Origin of the sequence: Erwinia sp. PPS120 (assembly GCF_047918655.1) — a bacterium.
GTDB classification, from domain to species: domain Bacteria; phylum Pseudomonadota; class Gammaproteobacteria; order Enterobacterales; family Enterobacteriaceae; genus Erwinia; species Erwinia tasmaniensis_A.
The window spans coordinates 1-26,519 of record NZ_JBLREF010000053.1 but is presented as its reverse complement, the minus strand read 5'-3'; the positions used below and the strand labels follow the sequence as shown (position 1 = coordinate 26,519).

At 52.6% G+C, this 26,519-nt stretch carries 17 protein-coding genes and 3 pseudogenes; 3 read left to right on the top strand and 17 right to left on the bottom strand.

All coding sequences use genetic code 11. From position 1 onward, the window contains the following. Positions 1–28: 28 nt before the first annotated feature. The 3 genes from glgX to treZ are packed head-to-tail and all read right to left on the bottom strand — an operon-like array spanning position 29 to position 6,433. On the bottom strand, positions 29–2,104 hold the full coding sequence (gene glgX, locus ACLRGG_RS20395; protein WP_416251467.1) for a glycogen debranching protein GlgX: 2,076 nt from the start codon (positions 2,102–2,104) through the stop codon (positions 29–31). Continuing rightward, positions 2,097–4,646 (bottom strand): malto-oligosyltrehalose synthase, encoded by a 2,550-nt coding sequence (treY, locus tag ACLRGG_RS20390; protein WP_416251466.1) that lies wholly within the window; start codon positions 4,644–4,646, stop codon positions 2,097–2,099. Before treY ends, glgX begins: the two co-directional genes overlap by 8 nt. Beyond that, positions 4,643–6,433: a malto-oligosyltrehalose trehalohydrolase gene (treZ, locus tag ACLRGG_RS20385; RefSeq protein ID WP_416251465.1), complete on the bottom strand. Its 1,791-nt coding sequence runs from the start codon at positions 6,431–6,433 to the stop codon at positions 4,643–4,645. The genes treY and treZ overlap by 4 nt, the downstream gene beginning before the upstream one ends. 392 nt (positions 6,434–6,825) lie before the next feature. Between treZ and ACLRGG_RS20380 the strand changes: the two genes are divergently transcribed. Continuing rightward, the gene (locus ACLRGG_RS20380) at positions 6,826–8,208 is read left to right on the top strand and encodes a diaminobutyrate--2-oxoglutarate transaminase (RefSeq protein WP_416251472.1); all 1,383 of its coding nucleotides are present in this window, start codon (positions 6,826–6,828) and stop codon (positions 8,206–8,208) included. A gap of 14 nt (positions 8,209–8,222) precedes the next feature. Then, positions 8,223–9,698 (top strand): pyridoxal phosphate-dependent decarboxylase family protein, encoded by a 1,476-nt coding sequence (locus tag ACLRGG_RS20375; RefSeq protein ID WP_416251464.1) that lies wholly within the window; start codon positions 8,223–8,225, stop codon positions 9,696–9,698. A 151-nt stretch (positions 9,699–9,849) separates the two neighbouring features. Here ACLRGG_RS20375 and ACLRGG_RS20370 read toward each other — a convergent pair whose 3' ends face one another. The 14 genes and pseudogenes from ACLRGG_RS20370 to ACLRGG_RS20305 form a co-directional block, all read right to left on the bottom strand. After that, positions 9,850–10,686, bottom strand: coding sequence for an OspG family effector kinase (locus ACLRGG_RS20370; RefSeq protein WP_416251463.1), 837 nt, complete (start codon positions 10,684–10,686; stop codon positions 9,850–9,852). A gap of 126 nt (positions 10,687–10,812) precedes the next feature. Beyond that, on the bottom strand, positions 10,813–12,468 hold the full coding sequence (gene mqo / locus ACLRGG_RS20365; protein ID WP_416251462.1) for a malate dehydrogenase (quinone): 1,656 nt from the start codon (positions 12,466–12,468) through the stop codon (positions 10,813–10,815). 125 nt (positions 12,469–12,593) lie between these two features. Then, positions 12,594–14,147 carry a methyl-accepting chemotaxis protein gene (locus ACLRGG_RS20360; protein WP_416251461.1) on the bottom strand — a complete coding sequence of 518 codons (1,554 nt, stop codon included), beginning with the start codon at positions 14,145–14,147 and terminating at the stop codon, positions 12,594–12,596. Positions 14,148–14,446: 299 nt separating this feature from the next. After that, a pseudogene (locus ACLRGG_RS20355) lies at positions 14,447–14,656 on the bottom strand (Rpn/YhgA-type helix-turn-helix domain-containing protein); the annotation flags it as partial. A 391-nt stretch (positions 14,657–15,047) separates the two neighbouring features. Continuing rightward, the gene (locus tag ACLRGG_RS20350) at positions 15,048–16,181 is read right to left on the bottom strand and encodes a glutathione-independent formaldehyde dehydrogenase (protein ID WP_416251460.1); all 1,134 of its coding nucleotides are present in this window, start codon (positions 16,179–16,181) and stop codon (positions 15,048–15,050) included. A gap of 342 nt (positions 16,182–16,523) precedes the next feature. Next, complete coding sequence (locus ACLRGG_RS20345) at positions 16,524–17,444, bottom strand: alpha/beta fold hydrolase (protein WP_416251459.1); 921 nt, start codon at positions 17,442–17,444, stop codon at positions 16,524–16,526. Then, positions 17,437–17,727, bottom strand: coding sequence for a VF530 family protein (locus tag ACLRGG_RS20340; protein ID WP_416251458.1), 291 nt, complete (start codon positions 17,725–17,727; stop codon positions 17,437–17,439). Before ACLRGG_RS20340 ends, ACLRGG_RS20345 begins: the two co-directional genes overlap by 8 nt. 132 nt (positions 17,728–17,859) lie before the next feature. Further along, positions 17,860–18,876, bottom strand: coding sequence for an NADPH-dependent aldehyde reductase Ahr (ahr, locus tag ACLRGG_RS20335; protein WP_416251457.1), 1,017 nt, complete (start codon positions 18,874–18,876; stop codon positions 17,860–17,862). A gap of 244 nt (positions 18,877–19,120) precedes the next feature. Continuing rightward, positions 19,121–19,363: a BBE domain-containing protein gene (locus ACLRGG_RS20330; RefSeq protein ID WP_416251456.1), complete on the bottom strand. Its 243-nt coding sequence runs from the start codon at positions 19,361–19,363 to the stop codon at positions 19,121–19,123. Then, on the bottom strand, positions 19,335–20,138 hold the full coding sequence (locus ACLRGG_RS20325; RefSeq protein WP_416251455.1) for a hypothetical protein: 804 nt from the start codon (positions 20,136–20,138) through the stop codon (positions 19,335–19,337). The genes ACLRGG_RS20330 and ACLRGG_RS20325 overlap by 29 nt, the downstream gene beginning before the upstream one ends. 109 nt (positions 20,139–20,247) lie before the next feature. Next, positions 20,248–20,664, bottom strand: a pseudogene (locus ACLRGG_RS20320) (FAD-binding protein); the annotation flags it as partial. A gap of 228 nt (positions 20,665–20,892) precedes the next feature. Beyond that, positions 20,893–21,073: pseudogene (locus ACLRGG_RS20315) on the bottom strand (IS481 family transposase); the annotation flags it as partial. A 159-nt stretch (positions 21,074–21,232) separates the two neighbouring features. Beyond that, positions 21,233–23,464: a scabin-related ADP-ribosyltransferase gene (locus tag ACLRGG_RS20310; protein WP_416251454.1), complete on the bottom strand. Its 2,232-nt coding sequence runs from the start codon at positions 23,462–23,464 to the stop codon at positions 21,233–21,235. A gap of 532 nt (positions 23,465–23,996) precedes the next feature. Then, the gene (locus tag ACLRGG_RS20305) at positions 23,997–25,319 is read right to left on the bottom strand and encodes a methyl-accepting chemotaxis protein (protein WP_416251453.1); all 1,323 of its coding nucleotides are present in this window, start codon (positions 25,317–25,319) and stop codon (positions 23,997–23,999) included. A 293-nt stretch (positions 25,320–25,612) separates the two neighbouring features. Between ACLRGG_RS20305 and ACLRGG_RS20300 the strand changes: the two genes are divergently transcribed. Next, on the top strand, positions 25,613–26,519 hold a 907-nt coding region (locus tag ACLRGG_RS20300; RefSeq protein WP_416251452.1), incomplete at its 3' end, for an SrfA family protein.

The following is a 26,519-nucleotide window of genomic DNA, read 5'->3' as shown; positions in this document are numbered from 1 at the left end:
ACAGAGGACGGAGGCTATCCGCGCCCTGTTATGGCCTTCGGAAGATGGCGATGCTGCGCCCCTCCAGCTCGAACTCTTTCTCACGCGTGATGACCAGGCCACGCTTTGCGCTGTCGAAGGTGGTCAGCTCAAGCACCCAGCCGCCTTCGCCAAACTGCGGGATCAGGAACGGGACGTTGCCTTCGAAGGGATTAAACAGCATCAGCACGTCGTGCCAGATACCCTCCTCCTGCTGTAAATCCTCGCGGCCGAGATAGACGCCCAGCGTTGATCCTTCATCCCACTGCTCCGGCTGCTGAAAACCGCCCCCGGCGTTAAACCATTTGATATCCATGCCGTCGCGCCAGTTCTCGCGGCGAAGCAGCGGCTGCGCGGCCCGCAGGGTAATCAGCTGGCGGGTAAATTCGCGCAGCGCATCGCTGCTTCCGGGCAGATTGTCCCAGTGGATCCAGGAAACCTCGCTGTCCTGACAGTAACCGTTATTGTTGCCCATCTGGCTGCGGCCAAACTCGTCACCCGCCAGCAGCATCGGCGTACCGTGTGAGAAGAAGATGGTGGTCAGGAAGTTACGCTTCTGCCGCTCACGTACCGCATTAATGCCCTCGTCGTTCGTTGGCCCCTCGGCCCCGTAATTGTCGGATCGATTATCATTATGGCCATCGTTGTTATCTTCGCCGTTCGCCTCATTGTGCTTTTCGCTGTAGGAAACCAGATCGTTTAGCGTAAACCCGTCGTGGGCGGTAATGAAGTTGACGCTCGCCCAGGGCCGGCGTCCACGCTGATCGTAAAGGTCGCCGGAACCCAGCAGGCGGGCGGCAAAGTCCGTCGAGACGTTATTGCCCTTCCAGTATTCTCGTACCGTATCGCGATATTTGTCGTTCCATTCGGCCCAGCCCGGTGGAAAACCGCCAACCTGATAGCCTCCCGGGCCAATATCCCAGGGTTCTCCAATCAGCTTGAGCCTGGAGAGCACCGGATCCTGCATCACGGCATCGAAAAAGCCGCTGCGCTGATCGAAGCCCTCCGGCTCGCGGCCAAGAATGGTCCCGAGGTCAAAGCGAAAGCCGTCGATATGCATGGTTTCCGCCCAGTAGCGCAGCGAGTCGGTAATCAGTTGCAGTACGCGCGGGTGCGACGTGTTAACAGTATTCCCCGTGCCGGTGTCATTGATGTAATAGCGGTGCTGGTCTGGCAGCGTGCGATAGTACGAGAAATTATCGATGCCCTTGAAAGAGAGCGTCGGCCCCAGCTCATTCCCCTCTGCGGTGTGGTTGTAGACCACGTCCAGTATCACCTCAATACCGGCGTCGTGGAAGGCACGCACCATATCACGGAAGCCCTGAATGCCCTTTGGCCCAAAATAGCGTGAGGCGGGCGCAAAGAAGCCGAGGGTATTGTAGCCCCAGAAATTCTTCAGTCCGTTGTCGAGCAGGTGTTGGTCATCCGGGAACCAGTGAACCGGCAGAAGTTCAACCGAGGTAATGCCCAGGCTCTTGATATAGTCCACCGAAGCCTGATGCCCCATCCCTTCAAAGGTGCCCCGCAGCTCCACGGGCAGCGCAGTGTTAAGCTGGGTGAAACCTTTAACATGGGTTTCGTAGATAACGGATTTAGGCCAGGGAACAGCGGGCCGGTTATTGTCCTGCCAGTCAACGGCATTCGGATCGATAACCCGGCACTTGGGCATAAAGGGCGCGCTGTCGCGCTCGTCAAAGGTGAGGTCCTTCTCCTCATGCAGCAGGTCATAGGCGTAGTGCGCATCATTCCACTCAACGTCACCGACCAGCTCGCGGGCATAGGGGTCAATCAGCAGCTTGTTGGCGTTGAAACGGTGACCGTTCTCTGGATCGTACGGGCCGTGAACGCGATAGCCATAGAGCGCGCCCGCTTTCAGATCCGGCACATAGCCGTGCCACACTTCATGGGTATATTCCGGTAGCGTAAGCCGGGCGATTTCCGTTTTGCCACTTTCGTCAAACAGGCACAGCTCAACGCGCTCCGCGTGTGCCGAGAAGATGGCGAAATTGACGCCGTCCTCATCGACGGTGGCACCAAGAAGATGGCTGGATCCTGCCGTAATTTCAAAAGGTTTACCGTCAGACATTTATCCCTACTCCTGATAATTCATCACTTAACAGCACCAGCGGCGACAGGTTACCCAGCGCCGTTAAAGTCAATCGGTCCACCAGCGAAATGGTTTCACCGCTGAGAACATTTCGGTAGCGTCGGTTTGCGAGACGCTCGGGCAGGATGATTTCCGTCTGCGTCCAGCCCGCAGGGTGCCCCGGGTCGGATCCGTTAACGGCATCAAACACCAGACGCGGCGCGATAACCAGTAGCGCGGCCTCATGCCCCACCCGGGCAAAAGCGATAACTTTCTCTGCCCGGTTACCCGATGCGCTAAGCGGCAGATACTCCCCGCGACTAAACAGGGTCGGCATTTGCTGACGCAGATGCAGCAGCCGGGCGATAACCTGCTGCTTGAGCTGGCCATCGAAGTCCCTGTCCGGCGTCAGCGACAGGTTTTCCTCCCCCAGCCGCTCAAGCGCGGCGAAATCCGGCTCGCGGCGGTTATCGGGATCGACAAGGGTGAAGTTCAGCCTTTCGCTGCCCTGATAGATATCCGGCACGCCGGGTGCGGTAAGTTTGAGCGTGGTCTGGGTCAGGCCATTCACCAGCCCGGTACGAATAAAGGGCTGCAGGGAAGTAGTAAAATCATGCAGGAAGGCACGAGCGCCGGGTGCAAGCAGCTGTCGGGCATAGTTGAGCACCACCTCTTCATAGGGTGCATTGCTGTCGCCCCAGTCGGTACGCAGTTTCGCTTCACGCAGGGCCTTTTCGACAAAAGCGATATACCGCCCTTCGAGCGCATTAAGGCCCGCGTTATCATCCGGCTGGAGGCGAACCGGCCAGACGCCTGCCAGCGCCTGATACAGCATCCAGCTGACTGCGGGTTCAGGTGCCGGACCGTCGTCAAGCGTAACGATATGATGCTGGTTAATCTGGCTCCAGCGTGCCACGCACCCGGCCCAAAGCCCCGGCGCTTCGGTCAGCGCATAGAGGCGGGCGCGGGCATCTTCCCCGCGTTTGGTGTCATGGGTCGAGGTGGATGAAATGCCATCCGGCTGCCGTTCCAGTCGTCTCTGCATATCTGCATGAAACCGGGCGGGCGAAAAGTCGCGCGGCAGCGGATCCGCGCCCACTTCATTAAGCGCAAGGCTCATACCATGGCGGAAGAACAGCGTATCCTCTACCGATTTCGCCATCAGCGGACCAGTAAGCTGCTGGAAACGAAGACGGAATGTGACGGCGTCACGTATTGCAGGCTCGGAGAGGCGACCTTTCAGGATATCTACCAGGAAATTGAGTGCCTGAGAGTCCGGCGCGTTAGCACCCTCCCTGACCGCTTCAACCACCCGGCCCAGCAGCGCGCTGTCGGCCTCGGGCAGCCCCTGTGCGGTGCCATAGGTGCGATACACCGGAAATACGACCAGCAGTTCGCGCAGTGCGGCACGGAGGCGACTTTCGCTTTGCGTCATCCCCTCCTGCGTGGCGATGGCCAGGGCAAGATGCAGCAGTCGGTTAAATTCCCCGGCAAAATTTCTGTCGGCCATCAGCACCTTCGCCGCGCGCAGTTCGTTCTCCATTGCCACGGGTCTGGCGACCTGCTGTTCGTAAGCCCTGCGCAGGCTGGCTATCCCGCTGTTATCCACCAGCACATCGGAGAGCGAAGAGATAAATTCATAGCCCGTGGTGCCGGAAACCGGCCAGTCGGCGGGAAGCTGCTCGCCCTCGCCGAGAATTTTTTCGACCGTAATATAACAGGCGGGTCCGGCTTCCTGGCGAAGACGCTCAAGATACCCTTTCGGATCGGCCAGGCCATCGACGTGATCCACGCGCAGCCCGTCAACCGCACCGGAGTGCACCAGCTCCAGGATCAGCCGGTGCGTATCGTCAAACACGGCGCGATCCTCCACCCGGACGCCAGCCAGCCCGGTTATCTCAAAAAAGCGGCGGTAGGAGAGATCGCTCGCCGCATCCCGCCATGACGTCAGTCGCCAGGGCTGACGCTGATGGAGCGCGGCGATCTCCGCTTTATCGGTCAGCGCGAGGACCTCAGTTTCCTGCCCCTGCCAGGTTTCGGGTGCCAGCGGATAAAAACTCTCGTAGCAGGCCAGCGCGGGTTTGCCGGTTTGCGGATCGGCTTTGACTGCGATATCCCCGTTCTCCAGTACCTGCTCAAACGAGTCGCCAAGACAGGGCAAGGTCAGAGGGCGCGACCAGTCGATATCAAAATGTCGGGCGTAACGGCTTTTTTCGCCGTGCTCAATCACGTCATACCACCACGCATTCTCCAGCGAGGCGGCCATATGGTTCGGTACAATATCCAGAATCAGGCCAAGCCCTGCTTCCTTCAGTACCCTGACCAGCCGGTCAAAGCCTGCACGCCCGCCAATCGCCGGGTCAATGGCGTTGGCATCGGTCACATCGTAGCCGTGGCCAGATCCAGAGGTCGCCGTAAAGATTGGTGAGGCATAAAGGTGGCTGATGCCAAGACGCTTAAGGTAGGGTACAAGGCCTGCGGCCCGGTCAAAGGTCATGCCGTTGCGAAACTGAATACGCCAGGTTGCGGTTGGAATAGTCACTTACTCTCTCCCGGGGCTAATCGCACAAGAATACTGTTTTGCGGCAGCGTTTCACCGGCGGATGCCGGCCAGGTGTAGATCGTCTCGCCGGGCTGGTCAGGAAGCGGCTGGTCTGTCGCGCCAATATTCAGCGCCAGGGAGAGCGTGCCCTGTGGGAAAGCCCAGCTTACGGCGACAAAGCCCTCCGCCGTTTTCACCACCCTGCCCGCATTGCCGCCAGCGGTGGCAAGCAGCGGTACAATATACTTCTGCCGCAGCGCCAGCAGTTCGCGGGTCAGCCCCAGCCAGTTTTTCCCCTCGTCGCTTTCTGGCTTGCGCCAGTCAAGTTTGGACTGGGCAAACGTCTGCTGTGCGTTAGGATCGGGAACGCTGCCATCTTCATGACCAGCATGCCCTTCAAACTCCTTCGCGCGGCCCTCGCGCACGGCACGGGCGAGGTCGCCATGAAAATCGGTAAAGAACAGGAAAGGATTCGTTTCGCCATACTCCTCGCCCATAAACAGCAGCGGGATATGCGGTGAAAAAAGCAGCGTGGCCAGCAGGATCCGGGTGCGATCGGCTCCGGCAAGCTCAATCAGCCTTTCACCCCTGGCGCGATTGCCTGTCTGATCGTGATTCTGAATAAAGTCGACAAAGGCCAGCGGCGGCTGACCGCTGCTTTTAACCCCGTGCTTTTTGCCGGTCTGCGCGGAAACCTCCCCCTGCCAGGCGAAACCTTCCGTCAGAATGCGTGCAATCAGCCTTTCCGGCTGATGGGCAAAATCGCGATAGTAGCCGTGGGTTTCGCCGGTCGCAAAAACGTGAATGGCATTATGGAAATCATCGTTCCATTCGCCGCTATAAAGCGGTACGGTGCCATCCTCCCCGCGCGGATGCAGGAATATAACGTTGCGATTGTCCTCGGTGGTCAGATGCACGGGTCGATCGGTAATGTCGGCACGGATGCGCTCAGCAATCTCAATGAGTATGTGCTTCTCTGAGGGATCGTCGATCTGGTCGATGGCATCAAAGCGCAGGCCGTCAAGCTTAAACTCCTGTAGCCAGTAGAGCGGTACCTCAGCGATATAACGGCGAGCGGCATCGACATCGTAGGCAATGCCCGCACCCCACGGCGTCATCCGCTCTTTGTGGAAGAAGTCAGGTGCCAGCATCGGCAGATAGTTACCCTCGGACCCGAAATGGTTCAGAACGATATCAAGCACCACGGAAAGGCCATGACCATGCGCGGCGTCAACAAAGGCTTTGAAATCATCCGGTGTGCCATAGGCGGAATGCGGCGCGTAAAGCAGAACGCCATCATAGCCCCAGCCGCGATTGCCGCCGAACTGCGACACCGGCAGGAGTTCGATCATCGTGATGCCGGTTGCGGCCAGATAAGGCAGCTTTTCAATGGCGGCGCTAAAAGTGCCCTCCGGGGTGAAAGTACCGATATGCAGCTCGTAGACCACCGTCTCTTCCCATGGGCGCCCCGTCCAGGCGGTGTTTTGCCAGCGGTAACGCAGTGGATCGATCACTATCGAGGGGCCATTAACATCTGCTTTTTGTGCCCGGGCAGCGGGATCCGGCACCTGCGTGCCGTCGGCAAGCACAAAATTATACTCCGCACCCGGCGCAACGCCCTGTAATGTAGCTTCAAACCAGCCGTCGCCGGCCGGGTCCATCTCTGTGTCTTTACCTGAGAGTCTTAACGTCACCCTCTTCTGTCCGGTCGCCCAGAGACGAAAACGGACTTCACCCGCGCCGACGTATTCCGCGCCCCAACTTTTCGTAAATTTCCCTGACGCCATTCGATTGCCTCGTTTAACCCGTAAGTGAGCAATGGGCGCCATCGCCCGTTTGTTGTTCAGGTGATGCCAGTATCAAAAGTTAGAAATTGTGGCTGTTGGGCAGTCGTCATCGGATAACCGCCCGAAGAACAATCATAGACTATTCCCTACATTCCGTACTTTAAGGTAACCGTCTGTTTCAGGTGACGAGCTTACCCTGAGACGGTCGTTTTAATTACGAAACAAACCTCTGATTAGAAAGGAGAAAAAGGGGTAAAATTTAATCAAAATTAATCATTGAGTCATAGCCTGAAAAGCCCTATATTGGCCGCGCTTTATTTATGGCAACGACTAACTTAATTCAATTATTCAACCCGGGCGTGCTAAGACCCTCTGGTTGTAGGAGTGATATGATGACGGATAAAGTCCGTATTGATACTTTAGGTGCGAATTCATTAAACGGAAACAATGAAGCCTTTTTAGCAAGACAAGCTGAATTTGAATCGAATGTCAGGAGCTACCCCCGGAAGCTGCCGTTAGCGATCGCGAAAGCAGAGGGCGTGTGGATCACCGATGTTGAAAATAATCAATATCTTGATTGCCTTGCGGGCGCAGGTACGCTGGCGCTGGGCCATAATCATCCTGATATTCTGCAAAGCATCCAAAATGTCATTACCAGCGGCTTGCCGTTACATACTCTCGATCTGACTACGCCGTTAAAAGATCAGTTCTCGGCTTATCTGCTCTCTCTCTTACCCGGCCAGGGTAAAGAGTACTGCCTGCAGTTCTGTGGTCCTTCCGGTGCCGATGCCGTGGAAGCGGCGCTGAAGCTGGCGAAAAAACACACCGGCCGCACCGGCGTAATCAGCTTCTCCGGCGGCTACCATGGCATGACGCATGGCGCGCTGGCGGTAACGGGTAATCTGGGACCGAAAGAAGCCATCAATGGCATGATGCCGGAAGTGCAGTTTATGCCTTACCCGCATCTTTACCGCTGCCCGCTGGGTATCGGCGGCGAAGCCGGGGTTAACGCGTTAACCTACTACTTCGAAAACCTGATTAACGATGTCGAGAGCGGCGTGCGCAAACCTGCGGCGGTGATCCTCGAGGCGGTTCAGGGCGAAGGCGGCGTTAACCCGGCACCTGTCGAGTGGCTCCAGCGCATTCGTAAGGTGACGCAGGAACACGGCATTCTGCTCATTCTGGATGAGGTTCAGGCCGGATTTGCGCGTACCGGTAAGTTTTTTGCCTTTGAGCACGCCGGTATTGAGCCTGACATCATCGTCATGTCCAAGGCCGTCGGCGGCGGCTTACCTCTGGCCGTACTGGGCATCAAAAAGCAGTTCGATGCCTGGGAACCGGGTCACCATACCGGCACCTTCCGTGGCAACCAGCTGGCAATGGCCACCGGGCTGAAGACGCTGCAGCTGCTGAAAGATAACCAGATTGCTGACAAAGTCGCGGCGCAGGGTGAGTGGCTGAAAGCGCGCCTGGCGGAACTGCAGGCGCGTTATCCGGTAATGGGCAACATTCGCGGACTGGGTCTGATGATCGGTATCGAGATCGTGAAGCCGGGCGAAGCGCCGGATCATATGGGTAGCTACCCTGCCGACGGTGAGCTGTCTGCTCTGCTACAGAAAAAATGCTTTGAAGCCGGGTTAATTCTGGAGCGCGGCGGCCGTCACGGTAGCGTACTGCGTCTGCTGCCTTCCCTGCTGATCACCAATGATGAGCTGGGTATTTTCCTGGAAAAATTTGAACAGGCCCTGTTAGCGGCTGGTGTTCAACCCGTCTGAGTGGAGTAAGTGTAATGTCCGGGTCAAACCCAATTCTGGCAGGCTCTGCGCAGAGTATCGAAGCCTATCAGCAGGCGATTGCGCAGAGCAGTCAGGCGGTGATCGAGTGGCTTAAGCAGCCTGAAATGTATCAGGGTAAATCCGTCGCTGAACTGCGTGAGCGCATCGCGCTGGATTTTAATCCTCAGGGGCTGGGCAACCAGGTCGCCATTGAACGCGCGATTGAATACTTTCTGAAAGACAGCCTGTCAGTACATCATCCACAGTGCGTGGCGCATCTGCACTGCCCAAGCCTGGTGGTCAGCCAGGCGGCGGAAGTGTTGATCAACGCCAGCAACCAGAGCATGGACTCCTGGGATCAGAGCCCTTCTGCCACCATCATTGAGATGAAGCTGATTGAATGGCTGCGCGGGCTGGTCGGATTTCCACATGGTGAGGCCGGCGTCTTTACCAGCGGCGGCACGCAGAGCAACCTGATGGGGCTGATGCTGGCACGCGATGCCTTCTTTGCGCGTCAGGGCCATGCTATTCAGCAGGATGGCCTTGTAGGCGACCTGCGGAAAATCAGAGTGTTATGTTCTGAAAACGCACACTTCTCGGTGCAGAAGAACATGGCGCTGTTGGGCCTGGGCTACCAGTCGGTCACGCTGGTGAAAACCGATGCGCTGGCGCGGATGGACGTGAACGATCTGGCAGAGAAAATCACGCAGGCGAAGGCCCGGGGTGAGCAGATCCTGGCCATTGTCGCCACGGCAGGTACCACCGATGCCGGTGCTATCGATCCGCTGCGCAGCATTGCCACGCTGGCGGCAGAACACCAGATCTGGGTTCACGTCGATGCGGCCTGGGGTGGCGCGCTGTTGCTGTCCGAAAAGTACCGTGATTATCTGGACGGCATTGACCTGGTGGATTCCATTACCCTGGACTTCCACAAGCAGTTCTTCCAGACTATCAGCTGCGGCGCTTTCCTGCTGAAAGATGAGCGCCACTACGCGCTGATGCGCTATCAGGCTGCCTATCTGAACTCCGAGTTCGATGAAGCCCAGGGCGTACCGAATCTGGTTTCCAAATCGCTGCAAACTACCCGCCGTTTTGATGCGTTAAAACTGTGGATGGGTCTGGAAGCGCTGGGACAGCAGCAGTACGCGGCCATTATCGATCACGGCGTGACGCTGGCCCAGCAGGTTGCCGGTTACGTCAGCGAGCAGAGCTCGCTCGAATTAGTGATGCCGCCACAGCTGGCCAGCGTGCTGTTCCGCTATCGCTCGCCGGAGCAGGCAGGCAGTCATAACGATGCCGCCGTCGCGCTGCTTAATCAGCGGATTGGCGATGCCCTGCTGGAGTCGGGCCGCGCCAACGTTGGCGTTACCGAATTTAACGGTGTCACCTGCCTGAAACTGACGCTGCTAAACCCGACCGTCACGCTGGAGGATATCAAAGTCCTGCTGACGCTGGTTGAACGCACCGCCGGAGAGCTGCCTGGCGCGTAGCAGCAGCCGCTTTATGAAGCACCCACTCTTAACGGGGACTGAATGGCCCCCGATAAGTTAAGGGGCTTGAGGGCCTGGATTCGGCATGTAGCCGGACTCAGGCTTTTTTTTGGCTTCAGGACCGCGGGTGCTGCGCTGAGGGTTAAAATCATTAATAGGTGGATTTTCCCTTTATATAATCGAGAAGGTACGCGACACCAGACCTGTCAATCTCATTGCTATCGCTCAGGGAAATATCAACCGGAGAGAACTTATTCTCTGCTTTATCATAGAGAAAGTTGTTTTCTGACAGGTCCGAGGGTGGGCATCCTTTTGAATTCATTTCAATGAGCAGAGTCAGGAACCTGTCAGCAGCATTGGCGGGGAACTCTTTTATTTGTGATAAGGGAACGCCCTTAATTTTATCCATGTGGATAGCTCTTCCAAATAAAGCCTCCGCTGATTTTTCTCCATAAAATTTTTCGAACGCCCTGACCTGATTGTTTATTTCTTCCGGGCTGGTATCATCGAAGAAGATTTTTATTACTTTATTATTATCCTGACTGTCATTAACTACGATAGCTTCACCTCCTTTGCCGATGGTTTCACCAATCTTATGCGAATACTCCTTAACAAACTCACCTGCACTCATAACTCTTATTACGCCGGTGGTCGAAGTTCTGTTTTTAAGATGAACGACAGGAGCGCTAGCATTACAGTTGAAGATAAATTTATTTATTTTATCACGCAGCTCATCGTTGGAAACCTGTGGAAGCGCCTTTTTTAGCTCAAAAGCCAGCTTTGCCGAAGGGCAACCTTTATCGACCAGGTCATTTTTAAAAAATATCTTTTTTGCTTCCAATTTTGTCAGACCCAAAGAGGTGTTTGAAATCTTCACCAGTTTCTCAAGCGTTTTATCAGAAAATGATTTATTGTTTATTTTTTTTAATAATGCGGTGTAGATAGAATCCTTATATATATTAATCTGATTGCTTTTTTTTATAAACATCTGTATTTCCATGATAATAAATCAACAAAGATACACCTCAGACAAAAAGACTGATATAAAAAAACGCCCGCAGGATTATTCCCTGCGGGCGTTTTTTAGCGACGGCACCCCGAAAGGTCGTTAGGCTTACAGCGCCATATCATGCCCGGCCGCAGCCGCTTTTTTCTGCTGACCGGCGTCAGCGGGTGCGTCGCTGGCTTTATCACCCATCTGAATCACCGGCGGCTTAGTCAGCTGTAGCGTGGAGGCGGTATCGTCCCAGACCTTCTGCGTCAGGGCAACGTTGCCATTCAGCTTCTGACCATAGCTCGGCACAATTGAGCGGATTTTGCTCTGCCATTCAGGCGACTTAAACTGCCCGGGGAACAGTTTTTCAATTACGTTAATCGCAATTGGCGCAGCGGTTGAGGCGCCCGGCGATGCGCCAAGCAGTGCCGCCACGGTTTTCTGTTTGTCGGTGACAATTTCAGTACCCAGCTTGAGCACGCCGCCCTTGTCCGCGTCCTTTTTGATGATCTGTACGCGCTGTCCGGCCTGAATCAGTTTCCAGTCCTCTTTCTTCGCATCGGGATAGTACTCCTTCAGCGATTCGAAGCGGTCCTCGTCGGTCAGCATCACCTGCCCGACCAGATATTTCACCAGGTCGAAATTATCCATACCCACGTGGGTCATAGGAATAACATTGTGACTGGTGGTGGTGCTCAGCAGATCAAACAGCGAGCCATTTTTGAGGAATTTAGTTGAAAAGGTCGCAAACGGCCCGAACAGCACCACGCGCTTGCCATCGAGGTAGCGGGCATCAAGATGTGGCACGGACATCGGCGGCGCGCCTACCGAAGCCTGACCGTACACTTTCTCCTGATGACGGCTGGTGATAGCCGGATTTTCAGTAACCAGGAATGATCCGCCTACCGGGAAGCCCGCATAGTTTTCGCCTTCCGGAATGCCGGTTTTTTGCAGCAGCTTCAGTGCACCGCCGCCCGCGCCAATAAAGACATATTTTGCATCGACAACGTGTTGCTCGCCGCTTTTCACATCTTTATAGGTCACGTGCCAGGAGTTGTCGTCGTTACGCTTAAATTCCGTCACTTCCGCCGAGGTTTTCAGCGTAAAGTTATCATTCTTTTTCAGGCTGCCTACCAGCTGCCGGGTTATCTCACCGTAGTTAACATCGGTGCCCACCGGCGTCCACGTCGCCGCGACTTTCTGCTGCGGATCGCGTCCTTCCATAATCAGTGGCGCCCACTGCTCAATCTGCTTATGGTCGGTAGAGAACTTCATCCCCTGGAACAGGGTGGTGGTTTGCAGAGCTGCGTAACGCTTAGTCAGGAACTCAACGTTTTTGTCTCCCCAGACAAAACTCATATGCGGCGTCGAGTTGATAAAGGCGTGTGGATTGCTCAGCACGCCGTTACGCACCTGAGTGCTCCAGAACTGTCGGGAAATCATAAAGGCTTCATTGATTTCCAGAGCTTTACTGAAATCAATCGTGCCATCCGGACGCTCCGGCGTATAGTTCAGCTCCATGTTAGCAGAGTGACCCGTGCCCGCGTTGTTCCAGCCGTTAGAAGACTCAAGGGCCACACCATCGAGTTTTTCCACCATCAGCTGTTTCCAGTCTGGCTGTAACGTCTCGAGCAGGGTCCCTAAGGATGCGCTCATAATCCCGCCACCAATAAGCAGGACATCCGTTTTTTCTGGCGCATTTTCAGCGCGAGTGGCAGAACAAACCAGCAGCGCTGCCAGCGAAAGCGTGGTGGCGAGTTTTGTTACTTTAGTCATCAGGGATCTACACTTTTGTCTAAAAGGGTTAAAAATATCCCTGCAATATTAAAATATTGTTACTTAATGGTTGGTGGTTTTTTAGTTAATTAATTATTAATGTTGAGAATCGTTTTATTTAGTTACTAAACCTGCAGGTGGAAACGACTGATAATGCCGGTCAGTGACTGCACCTGCTCCTCCAGGATGGTGGTTGCCGTCGCCGAGGCCTGCACCAGCGTGGCATTTTGCTGGGTGACACTGTCCATTTCGGTGACCGCCACGCCAATCTGACTGATGCCCTTGCTCTGCTCAGATGAAGCAGACGCAATTTCACTCATCAGCGAGGTCACGCCGGTTACAGAGGTGATAATCTCTTCGGTCGTACGGGTGACCAGCGCAACTTTCTCTTCTCCCTGTTTCACATTCAGATTTGAATCAGCAATAAGCTTTTCAATTTCACGCGCTGAGTGCGTACTCCGCTGGGCCAGCGTGCGAACCTCATTGGCGACAACCGCAAAACCTCGCCCCTGCTCGCCCGCCCGCGCAGCTTCAACGGCGGCGTTCAGCGCCAGAATATTAGTCTGAAAAGCGATGCCGTTAATCACCGAGGTGATTTCACTGATCGCCGTGGCGCTGGTACGGATATCGCTCATGCTGCGAACCACATCCTGCATGGCTTCTCCGCACTGACGGGCGGTAGCCGACGCCGAGGCGGCTGCGCCGCTGGCCACATCCGCATTCGCCGCGTTCAGGGTAACGGTAGAAGAGAGCTGTTCCATACTGGCTGCGGTCTCCTCCAGCGCGGCGGCCTGCTGCTCGGTGCGACTGGAAAGACTGTGGTTACCGTCACTGATTTGGGCGGTAACACGCGCGACTTCTCCGACGCCCTGCACTATTTCGCCCACCAGCGTATTCAGGCTACGCTGCATCACTTCCAGCCCCTGTAACAACCTGCCCACTTCATCATTGCGGGCGGGTGGGAAGCGGGAGGTCAGATCGCCTTCACCTATTGCCGTCGCCACTTCTCCTGCCCGATGCAGTGGTGCTATCAGCACGCGCCGCAGCAGGATCGCAATCACCAGGCCGGTAAAAATAAACAGCGCGAAGGAGAGGATAGCGGCAAGGCGGGCTGTCCAGCTGTCGCGACCTGCCTGCTGCGTGATTTCGACTGAAGCCTGTTTATGCAGGGCAATAACCTTATCCAGCGGCACGCGATACGCTTCATCCAGCGTCACCACCCGGGTCCCAGCCAGCTGCAAAAAGAGCGGGACATCCTTTTTCTCCAGCGCACTGAACAGGGCACCCACCCCCTGGGCGGTATAATCCGCATAGCGCGCGGCCAGCTCATCTGCCAGCGGCTGCTCGCCGGGCATTTTCGGCGCAGCCTGATAGGCCGCCATAAATTTCATGCCGCCATCATAATAGAAGCGCGCCTGCTTCAGCGCGCTGTTGAGCGCCTGAGGATCGCTGTCCGCCACGTGCGGAACCGCCGCCAGTAGCGTGGTTCTTGCTGCCCGCATCCAGTTAGTGGTATCGGCTACGCCCAGTGTGGCGGAAACCTCACGATTCAGGCCTTTCAGTGCATTGGCGCTACGCTGCAAATAGTGTGCGCTTAGCAGTGCTGAGGCGAGAAAAACCCCCAGCAGACACAGACCTGAAGCCAGCAGTATGGTGGTGAGACGAGTATTTTTCAGCATAGCGATAATCTCTTTGGGAGGTTATCGGGTTATCGACACAATCGAATGAGTTTGTTAGCAGAATGTAAACTTATCGAGGCTAAATGTGATATGCATCGTAGTATTTATGCAGCGGGAACATCAGTTGCCCGGCATAAAGTGGTTGGGATCACAAGATGTGAGACTTATCACAGACAGATCCGAGGCAGAACACAGGATGTGTTTTGGGCTCAGGCGCTATGCCGTAACGGCCCGGAGGCCCTTAGCCGTCCGGGAATGCGTGAATCAGTCATGCTGTATGCTGCACAGGAATAACGTACTCAGTGGCAAATTTGTTCCAGTTCATCATCAGAGAGGCCAGTCAGATCTTTTACCGAATGCAGCGGCATGCCCGCTTTAAGAAGGTTACGTGCAACATCCTGCTTTCCTTTTTGTTCACCGAGCTGCATACCCTTCTCAATACCCTTCTGTTCAAGCTGGTTCGCAATCGTCATCAATTCGTTCCCATGCTGCGGCACTTTTTGCGCCAGACGTGAAAGCACAACACGGCGGCAGGTCAGAAATAGAGGGTAAAAGCTACCCTGGCCTCAGCCTGTTCCACTGGCAAAGTAATCACACAATAATAATCGTTATAACCTTCTGTTATAAATAGAAAAATATCCAGTATTAATCGTTTTCGGGGCACCCACAGCTCAGGGATGATTGATACTAATAACGAGGAGGTCATAACGGCGCGTTTTGAAAAGAGAGGGAGCGTAGCTTGTCGCCTTACAATGCGATGCGCAGTGAAGAGAGCGACTGTTGCAATGGCAGCCATCATGGGTATGGGATAACCCTCTGAGGAGTGACTACTCAGAGGGTTTAAACGCCTGAACGTGGATATCAGCTTCTGTGGACAGGAAACCTCAACCCTGAGGCCCCTTAAGGTTTAAGGATTACCTTGGTCCAGTCTTTATCGCGGGCATCAAAATGCTTGTATCCCTCTGCCGCATCGGCCAGCTTCAGACGCTGGGAAATAATCTGTGCCGGATTGGCTTTTCCTTTATGAATAAGGTTGGCAAGCTGACGATTATAGGCCTTTACGTTCGCCTGACCGGTGCGCAGTGTCTGGCCTTTGAACCAGAAGCTGCCGAAATCGAACGGCATCTTCCCTTCCTTCGCCAGATCGGTGCTGCCACCCGGATCCTGTGGCACAAATACGCCCACGGCACCGATACCGCCTGTGGCTTTAGTCGAAGCGACCAGGCTGTTCATGGTTGCGCTATTATCCTCTTTACCGTGCTTATTGCAGCACTGATAGCCTACGCATTCACAGCCGCGATCCGTTCCTTTGCCATCGGTCAGGTCCAGGATCTTTTGCACCGCCTCGTCACCTACCGCATTGATTGCGGTCGCGCCCATTTTCTCGGCCAGCGCCAGGCGATCGGGATGGGTATCCACAACGTAAACACTGGCCGCGCCTTTGATCAGGGCTGAGTGAGCGGCCATCAGGCCAACCGGTCCGGCACCGTAAATCGCCACGCTTTCACCTGCCCGCAGACCTGCCAGCTCTGTTGCATGCCAGCCGGTGGGAAAGATATCGGACAGCATGACATAATCGTCCTCTTTTTCGACCGCATCTTTCGGCAGCGTCAGGCAATTAAAGTCTGCAAAAGGCACGCGCAGCAGCTCGGCCTGCCCGCCTTCCCAGGGGCCCATCTCTGCAAAACCATAGGCCGCGCCCGCTGTACCCGGGTTGGCAGTCAGGCAGTAGCCGGTCAGGCCTTTTTCACAGTTTTCACAAAAGCCACAGCCAATATTGAACGGCAGACAGACATAGTCACCCACTTTAACACGTTCAACGCCGCTGCCGACCTCAATCACCTGACCCATATTTTCATGGCCAAGAATACGGCCCTGCTCAAAACTGGTTCGTCCCTCATACATATGCAGATCGGAGCCACAAATATTGGTAGTGGTAACACGAATCAGGGCATCAGTGGGTTTGACAATTTTTGCATCCGGCACATCCTTCACGGAAACATCGTACGGGCCATTATAAATAACCGCTTTCATAATTCTCTCCTGTATATTGCCATCGCATCATAACGTTACTGATACCTGATAAAACGTAGTTCCTCCTGAATGATTTCGCCATTGCATTAAGAAAAGCTTACAAAAATCCTCTCAGCTATTTTAGCAGAGATATAATTACGCAGATTATTCCTAAGCGACACCGCCGCTATTTCGCAGATTAATCTTAAAAATATAATATTGAGAAGCAAGCCCGTTTAGTTTAGTCAGCCTGCTGATTTTCATCATTTATAACGGTGCAGAGCACCCACCAGATTGCAATATTTAATTACTGTGCTGAGAAAACGCATAAAGTCTGGCCATATTTCTTCACACTTCTCTTTGCTAGTTATTCCTTCTGAGGAATGGCAGCAGATGCCCCAGCATTTCTCCGGGGACCTCTTCCTGCGGAGAATGACCACAGGGCAACCCCACGCCCGTTACCTCTCTGGCCTTCTCCTGCCAGGTGCTGATGACGTCATAGAGCTGGCCGACCGTACCCTGCTCCCCCCATAACAGGAATAATGGGCACTGAATGCTTTTTTCGCCGTCTGATGCATCGTCTTCCAGATCTGTCGTAGCTGCGGCGCGATAGTCTTCACATACCGCATGCAGCATATCAGGGTGCTGATAACAGCGCAGATAATCGGCGAAAATAGCAGGTTCGGTGGCGTCTGGCGTTTTATTCTGCGCATCAATATGCTGGCGTAGAAAAAATGCCGGATCCTGACCAATCATTTTCTCAGGCAGCGGTGCAGGCTGAATAAGAAAAAACCACCAGAAATAACGCGTGGCGAACGTTTTATTCGTCAGTGCGTACATTGTCGCCGTCGGCGTAATATCAATAAATATGCAGCGGCTGACCCGGTCAGGATAATCCAGCGCCAGCCGATGCCCTACGCGCCCTCCCCGATCGTGACCGACAAAAATGAAGGTGTTATAATTTAACCTGTCCATCAGCTGAATTATATCCTGCGCCATAACGCGTTTAGAATAATTGCGGTGTCCCTCGCCGCCCGGCGGTTTATCACTGTCGCCGTAACCACGAAGATCGGGCAAAATGACACTGAATTCCTGCGCCAGCGTGGGAGCCACTTTATGCCAGGTAAGATGATTTTGTGGATGCCCGTGGAGAAGGAGCAAAGGTGGCCCGTTACCCCCCATCGCAACCCGTAATCTCACTCCGCTGGCAAGGGTCACATCGCCCAGCCTGAAGCCGGGGATAAAGGGGGACGGTCCCCGGTCGATCCAGGTGTTATCATTCATACCCGTTATCTCTGCGCTGGCCCCAGGGACTGTCGACGGGCGTTACGGTAGCTTTTTTACTGCCCGCGTTAAGCATCATAAGATACAGATCTTCCACTTCCTTACGCGCCCAGGGGGTACGGCGCAGAAACTTCAGGCTGGATTTAACACTGGGATCGCTTTTGAAGCAGTTAATATTGATGCGGCGACCCAGCTCTCCCCAGCCATATTTTGCTACCAGCGCGTTAATCTGCATTTCCAGCGTAATGCCGTGTAAAGGATCTTTGGAAGCGTGCGTGTTCATAAACGTCCTGAATAAGTGAAAAATGGATTCACCAGGGGTTCGAAAAAAAACTCTTCTGACAGCTGGCGATAAAAAAGCCAGCGCATAATCGCGCTGGCTTCAGTTTATCTTAACGCATTGTCAGGGCGCGCGTCAGAAATCCGCTTTAAGTACCACGCGGTAGTTCGCTTTTCCGGCGCGGACGTGCTCCAGCGCGTCGTTAATTTTCGACATAGGGAAGAACTCAACCTGCGGCGCGATATCCGCACGCGACGCCAGTTTCAGCAGTGAGCGAAGCTGGCCCGGCGAGCCGGTTGATGAGCCGGTCAGGGCTTTATCACCGGTGATCAGATCGAAGGCGCTGACCTGAAAGGGTTTCATGACGGCACCAACGGTATGGAATTTACCCTGCGGAGCCAGTGCATCAAAGTAAGGTTTCCAGTCCAGATCGACCGCCACGGTGCTGAGGATCAGATCGAAACGACCTGCCTGATTCTTCAGCGCTTCCGGATCGCGGCTATTAATCACCTCATCGGCGCCCATATCCAGAATTGACTGCTTTTTGCCCGGCGTGGAGCTGAATGCGACCACTTCGGCTCCCATCGCGCGCAGAATTTTGATCGCGATGTGGCCCAGGCCACCGATACCGATAACACCCACGCGGCTGGTGGCGGTGATATTGCTCATCAGCAGCGGTTTAAAGACGGTGATCCCCCCGCACAGCAGCGGGCCGGCACTTTCGACATCCAGTTTTTCCGGCAGCGGGATCACCCACTGCCAGTCGGCGCGCAGCTTCTCGGCAAAACCACCATGATTAAGGATGGTCGGTGTCGTGCCGTTCTCACAGTTGACCTGGTGACCATTAATACAGGCGTCACAGTGCTGGCAGCTTTTCGCCGTCCAGCCAATACCCACGCGCTGGCCAGGCGACAGGCCCTTCTCTTTAGCCGCTTCGCCCAGTGCGGTTACGCGACCCACCACCTCATGACCGGCAATGGTCGGGTAGCGTGAAATGCCCCACTCGTTATCGATCATCGATAAATCAGAATGGCACACGCCGCAGTATTCAACCGCTACCTCAACTTCTTCTGCGCTAAGCTCGCCGGGTTCGTATTCATACAGTTCCAGCGCCTTTCCGGCTTCCATTGCTGCGTAGCTTTTTATTTTCATTCGTTACCTCAGATTCCATTAACATCGGCAGTGAGTGTAGCAAAGCCTGAGGGTGTGCTATAAAGCCAGACGTGTGATTGGTTCTGTGGTGTGTATCAGGATGTAAATTTTGCGGGGTTTTTATGCGGCTATTCGCTTAATTATGTCTTCTGATAAGCTGCTTCTTCAACGTCAGGCCCGCTATCTCTGCCGGACCTGACGATTAAAGTTAAATCTACAGTGCACTGAATGACTACTTTAAATGCTAAGGATGTGAGACCGGTATTGACATTTCTCTTCGGAAAATATTTTCAGGATCAACGGCACGTTTAGTATTGATCAGCATATTTACTTTGTCTCCATAGTAAAGCTCCAGCCAGCGCGTATCTGTAGTGCCGGGTTGATTACTGATATACCGCATATCCACGTCAGGATAATTAATAAAACAACCTTCATAGCGCTGATTGTCGCTAAAGGGCTTACCATTCTGCTGCGAAAAAAAAATCATTAAAAAAATCCTGACACCAGCGTATACACTTATCTTCATTAATCGGGTCTGTCCAGTAAGCCTGCAGCTGTGATTTCAATAGTGAATGTCGCTGATGTACCGCCGTGGGATTACTGACCTCATCATTTGTATTAACGCAACCACCATATGAGTCAATTTGTAATAGAGCCTGGTTAAGATGTGTCTGACCGGTCTGATTAAAGTGAGTCCATATTGCATCAACTTCAACGTCGGTAAAATTCTCTATTTGATAAAAAAAATTATATTTTCCGAACTGGTTGCTACCTGAACCGTTTATAGTTTGAGTTAAATACAACCAATCCATTAAACGCGCATCTTTGAGTGGGTTGCTTAATCTGGCCTCTTTCCCCTGAAGCCTGGTCACCGGCCCCCACGAGTTCTCCATGGAAGCGACATAAGCATTGGTCCCCGCGGCGCTATTCATGTGGTGAACAAAATCTATCAGTGGCGCGGTCTGATTAAGCGCATCAACCCGCCCGTTAGTTCCTGTATACTGGATCAACAAACTAATATCACCGGTAGAGCCATGCTGTAACTTGAGTAGCGTAAAAAGCCCACCATTAGCCAGCGCAGGATCGCTACTGTTCCAGTGCCGATCGTTCTCTTTAAACCAGCGCCAGTATTCCTTAAGAAAATGTTTTAGCTTTTCTTTGGTGAAACTTGCCCATGGCCATGAAAGTGTGAGCAGTGAGCAGATAGGCCTGACGGGGAGCGTGAGGTAGATCTTTGTAATAATAATTGAGAATAATGCCATAGTTGCCGCCGCCACCGCGGCAGGCGATAAAAAGGTCACGTTCAGTGCCCGTGCTGTTCAGGCTAACATGTTTTAAAACCAGTCCCTTGCCATTCAGGTCAGGCACAAGAATATCCACACCACTTAACCAGTCTACGGTAAGTCCATGCAGTCTTGAAAGCAGACCGTAGCCCCCGCCACATATATGGCCACCCGATCCCACGGAGTAACATGAACCGCCAGGAATTGTTCGGTTAGCTGTTTTATACAGTGCGTTGTAACCGTCCCAGTTCTGATTGCCCGTCGCCGCGCGAAATTTATATTTCTCACAGGTATTGTAAGGGGAGTTAACATCGCCCGCCTCACTAAATTCCATACCGGTCATCAGGCTAAGATCGATGATAGCAAGTGGCTGGTGTTGTTCACCTTCCAGCTTATTAGATACAAGGCCTTCGTAGCAGTGTCCACCACTTCGTATCATAAGGCAGTAACCTTTTTCAAGCGCATCATGTGCGGAACGGTGAACTGATTCAGCACTATCACAAATATAAATATAATCGCCTTCTTTCCCTTGCGTAGGCCATCTTAAATTAAATCCTTTTGAAGCGTTTCATAACGATCGCCTTGCTTGTCTATAATGATATGATTCGACATTCCGGCATCCTTATATCTAATAATTCGATGCAAGTCTTTATACAGACAGGTTTATAAAAATATTAACTGGTAAGTTATAAAGAGCATTATTTCTCACACCTTTCGCATTTATTTTGCTGTCAAATTCCACAAACATTTCGTCATCAAAAACGCATCACAGCAGCCCCAGCCATGTCTGGTTCGACTTCGTAACCTGTCTTTATGCGAGCATCGATAACCACCTTGCGAGATTCTGGCTCCCGGGCAAAGCGACAGTACGGTTCCCAGGTGCGCATGTCCTGTACCCACTCCGGTGGTAAATTATGGATCGCTTTCTGCATCAGGCGTCGTCCGTCGCGGGGTATTGGTGCTATGATCGGCATCGCTCAGTCCGGTTGGTGGTTTGGGATATTTGGCGATTGATCAGATCGCACAATCCGGGCTGAATTTCCTTTAAGTGAACTACTATCCGGCGCAGCTATTTAGTTACACTTACGCCATCCCTTTATTTGCTCTGGAGTTATAATTCCCGGAACGGCAAATTCAATACTTTTAGATGGGACGCAGTGACTTACCTCAAGGGTTGCAGCTGTATCGACCCCCTGGTGTGGTTGCAGGTAAATAGCATATTCATATTTTCCATAAGATCTGCTTTTTAGCCTTTTAATTGATGTGGAAACATATGAATATTGATCACGTGAACCAGTCATATGGTCTTCAATTGTACCTATTTTTTCTTTTTTGGGATAAAAGCCGCCTGCTGCTATTACTTCATCCAGAGAACGATTATCCTGCCGATAAACCATGATGGGTTCTTTATTTGTAACCCATCTTTTGGCTGAAAATCTTTTATCCACATCAAACGGGCCATGCATGCTCTCGGCCCATGTTCGTTTAATATCAACAGGAGTAAAGTCAGTATGCATTTCTATATGTGACATAGCCACCTCCCTGGAAACCCCAGTACTTTCCATCATGTTTTCTTCAGGAGTATTTATATAGTTTTTCCCATTCTCTCTGCTAAAAGAAATAGAAGTTATTTGTTTACTGCCAAATCTGTTTTTACCTATGAGCTCAAATCTCGATTCAGCACTCTTATCAATTTTCCCACTCAATTTAAAATAAACATCATTGTATTTTAAGTAAAGTTTCCCCTTATCCGAATTATATAAACCTGGATGAGTTTTAGATGGCTGTAGCCCCTTTATCTTACTTGCTGATATTCCATTTTTTTTATTCGTATTAAGCTTGTTCACCAGGCCTTCAGAAAGATGTAAGCACGACGTCCCAGGAGATCTAGCCAGTCGACAAGGTGAATAGTTTACTAATGACTTCCTTTCTTCATTGACAATAAAATATCTATTATCAAACCGGGACACCTTGATATTTTCATTACCACCTTTGATGACACCGCTTATGCTCACATCCTTCTCATTTGATGGAATGTAACGATAGAACTTATCACCAACTTTTATCGTATGAAAGGATTCTCCAGACTGTTTACTTGTTACACTATATATACCATGCTGAACTGGACTAATTCGACTAAGAGTATTTTTGTCTATAGCCCCATTTAACTTATTTGTAATATGATGGCCAAAGTAAACATTATCACTTAGGGATTTAATTATTCTGTTATTATTTGTTATTTTTTGCTCCCAACTTTTAGTTTGCGGAGAGTAAGATATTCTTCGACGCTTACCATGAATATGAGTAAAATATCTACCATTTTCAGATATCAACTCCTTGGCTTCACCTTTAATATTAACTAATATTTTATTATTTTCAATAGATAAGCCCTCAGGCACTCTTAACTGACCTTCTATTGTTTGTCCTTTTGAATTTCTCGGGGAAAAATCTACAATACTTTTCCCCAGAGCAAGAAGTTGATCGTTTGCTTCAGATAAATCATCTACATTCAGCTTTTTATTATCTATGCCATCAGCTATCATTCTGAATAGTGTCCCACCCAATCTCTGTGTAACCACAAGCGGCATGCTACCAGGAAGTAATGCTGTAACCATCGATATTAGTTTGTCTACCACTGAGGTTATTGATTGAATATTTTTTATTTCCTTCGGGGTTGGGCATCGTTTATAATTGTTATAATAATTAATGACCTGAGCTTCCTTTGCAAGTTCACCTACCGGATTACTGAAAGTTTCACCAACCTTTCTAAATACATCAGAATAGGTTAAATGCTGTCGATCTTCAATGCAGGAAAAATCCCGTTTTTCGATTTTAACATCATCAGATACGGGAGGATGAGTCGTTGTTTTCTTTTCAAATACGGCATATCTTGGGAATCGATTTGTATCTTTATCTCTGACAGGTAATGCATTTTCCCCAGAAAAACGTAGAGGATCATTTTGAAGTATAACCCCCCCCCTGGATGGGGTTTGCGGGATAGAATCCCTGAGAGTGCTGATTAAATTAATACCATCAGCTAACCGAACCTGGCTTAGCAGCATTAGCAGCGGGGCTGCTATACCCTGTCTCGGATTTGTAGTCTGGTGCGATACTCGGTTTAGTTCATCATTAGAATTGACGACAGTGTGAATACTACTTCCGAAGTGAATTTTTCCATCCGGGATGGCAGAGCGGTCTGGGCCTTTGCTCTGAGCCTGTGTTGTGGAATACCTCCTTAAGTTATCTTGAAGCTTATTCTGGTGAATTCCGGCTAATTTTCTGTGCTGTAACAATGATACTGGCATGATTGAGCTCTCTTACTTTTAAACATACCTTAATCGCATACCTGTGCATGTATTACTTTCAATAAACAATCATTTCGCTCATTTAGTTACTCCCTGCCGGTTTGATCCCGTTAACCTCCTGTCGATATCAATCCGGTCCGGAGGGACACCGATTTTCGCCAGGGCTTCCTGCTGGACAGTCAGATCCTCTTACGGACACGATTAATCGAGATCAGAATGACAACCCGAATAAAGCAACAGGCAAAAGGTGGCCTGGCAATACACTTTGCTGAACGGGCATTGCACCTTCCAGAGCAGCAATGAAATTATTGTCCCTGGATGCGCGGGTTGCCGGGGTGACGGAGATATCGGCGGTTCCGACGTAGAACCGCCTAGTGTGAACCGATGGCGTTTTTCACTTGTCGTTAATGTGATGCAAAATTTGCGCCGATTGCGAGTCGGAGGGATTTCGAATGCGAGCCGCTATACGCAGGGATGGCTGAAAAACCCACTGCCAGATAGCCATGCTTCGGGCTGAAAAAACGTATTAGCCTTACATTTCGCTCTTCAGCTGCTGTGTAACCTGGCCTATCGCGTCAACCACCTGGGTGGAGTTGTTTTGTATATCAATAATCACGCTCCCCGCTTCCCGCACCATCATCACGCCCTGGTCAGCGCGGATCAGGTTAGCCGAGATATTTTTCTGTGCCTGGCTGGCCAGGGATTGATTGCTTTCCACCACGCTGGCAATTTGCAGCGTGGCGCTGTTTATGTTCGCCGCCAGGCTGCGCACCTCGCTGGCAACCACGGCAAAGCTGCGACCGTGGGTTCCGGCCCGCGCAGCCTCGACGGCAGCATTTAGCGCCAGCAGGTTAGTCTGATTGGCGATGGTTCGGATCGTTTCAACAATAATGCCAATCTGCGCCGACTGGGTGCTCAGACCATTAACATCTTCGGAAACCTTTCTCAGCTCGTGGGCGATTTCATTCATCTTCGTGACGCTGTTTTCAATCACGCTGACCCCCTGCCGGGTGTTATCACGGGTTTCCAGCGCCGCCTGATAAGCATGTTCGGCGGCGTCCCGTTCCTGCTGGTTTTTAATCACCTGTTCAGTCACGTCGGTGGCAAATTTAACCACCTCATACAGCCGGTTGTTTTCATCAAAAATCGGATTGTAGGTCGCACGTAACCACAGGATCTGGCCTCTCTTATCAATCCGTTGAAACTGCCCGGAAATAAAGTCTCCGCGCCCCAGCTTTTCCCAGAACTCCTTATACTCAGGGCTGTTACACAGCGCGGGTGAACAGAACATGCGGTGATGCCGACCGACTATCTCCGCGCTCTGGTAGCCCGTAGCCTTGAGGAAGTTCGTATTGGCGCGCAGCACTTCCCCCTCAGGCGTAAAGGCAATTACCGCCATCGAACGGTTGATGGCATTGGTCATCGCCCGCTGCTCCTGCGCGGCCATAATACGGCGGGTAACATCGGTCGCCAGCTTTACAATTTTAATCACCCGTCCACGACGATCCACTACCGGAACATAGTGCGCCTCCAGCCAGAGCGCAGTGCCGTCTTTTGCCCGCCGCTGGAAGGTATCACTGAAGCTTTCACCACGACGCAGTCGCTGCCAGAACTGTGCATACTCCGGCGACTGGATTAGCGCCGGGGGGCAGAATATACGATGATGCTGGCCCGCGATCTCGTCCAGGCTGTAGCCCATTTTTGCCAGAAACAGCGCATTCGCGGAAACGATATGCCCATCGGGTGTGAACTCGATGGTCGCAACCGCATCGTTAAGCGCGCTCAGCGTTGCCTGAGGTCGATGCCCGCTGCGGACGAAGCGCGAAAAGAACCCTGTTAATAATGTCCTGCTCATGGTGTAACCTTATTAGCCATAATTATTATATTCGTCACAAAGACACTATCGGCAAAGATCAATAAAACTCCAGATCAAAGTCGTGTAAAATCTAATAGCACCCTATTTATTAGCAGGGTTTAGCGACTTTCAGCCGCACCCGGCGGCATTGTGTAATCTCATTGGGAAAGTAATCGCCTGTTTACCCTCTTATTTCCGCATTCGATTTAAGTCAAATCCCCTAAAGTGGTCACCAACCCGGAGCCTGTCTGACTCACTGATACCGGATATCTGACTAAAAAGGTCCTTTTTGCGTGGCAAAATCATTTTTACGCAGCGGAAGCCTGGAGGCGGTTCTGCCGCTCGGCGAGAACGGCCAGCCTGTTTACCTGTCAGCCCTGCAGCTGCGCGAGACGCTTCGTCTGAGAAAACAGCAGCAGATTGCAGACTGCCTGGCCGTCCCCCATCCGAATGATGCTGGCGATCGTCTTGACTGGTACTCGCCTGTTTCCGGCAAGGTCACCTCCTGGGCCGCCGCCAGTGAATCCGCGCGCGCGCATGCGCTCAATCAGCTCATTGCCTGTCAGCAGGCGGTTGACACAATGTGTCAGCGCGCACAGCAGTCGGACAAGCCCAGCCAGAAGCTATTTGGCGCGCTGTTATCCCGGGCGATGCAGTTTCCCGATCCTAACTACGTCTATCTGGTGGGCGGAAAGCCAGTGATCACCTTTTGGGGATTCGTCAGCCCGGAAAAGAAAGCCCGTCAGGACGCGCTGGAGTGTCTGCGCGCAACGGAAGAGGAACAGCCACCGCGGGTCTTATCTAAGCTGACCGCTTCAAAATTAGCTGAAGTGGCCCCGCCAGCGCCGGTGATGACGGGCGTTCGCGATAACCCGGTAGTGCCCTCTGCGCCTGAAGCGCCACAGGCAAGCCCGGCGACGGCTCTTCCTGCGTCAGAAGCGCTTCCCGTCTCGCCTTTACCCGAGCCAGCGCTAAGCGCACAGAAGCCCGCATTAAAAAACAGCCTGCTTCGCTACGGCTGGACGCTGCCCGCCGCCGCACTGCTGGTCGCGCTTGGCGTACAGCTAAAAGGCTGCGAGTCCACCCCTCCCCCCTCCCCAGCCCCCCAGACCCTACAGCCGGTTGGTGCGCAGGGCGCTAAAACCACGACCCTGGGTGCGAACCCGACCCCTGCCGCTGAGCAATCTGCTGCACACGCGT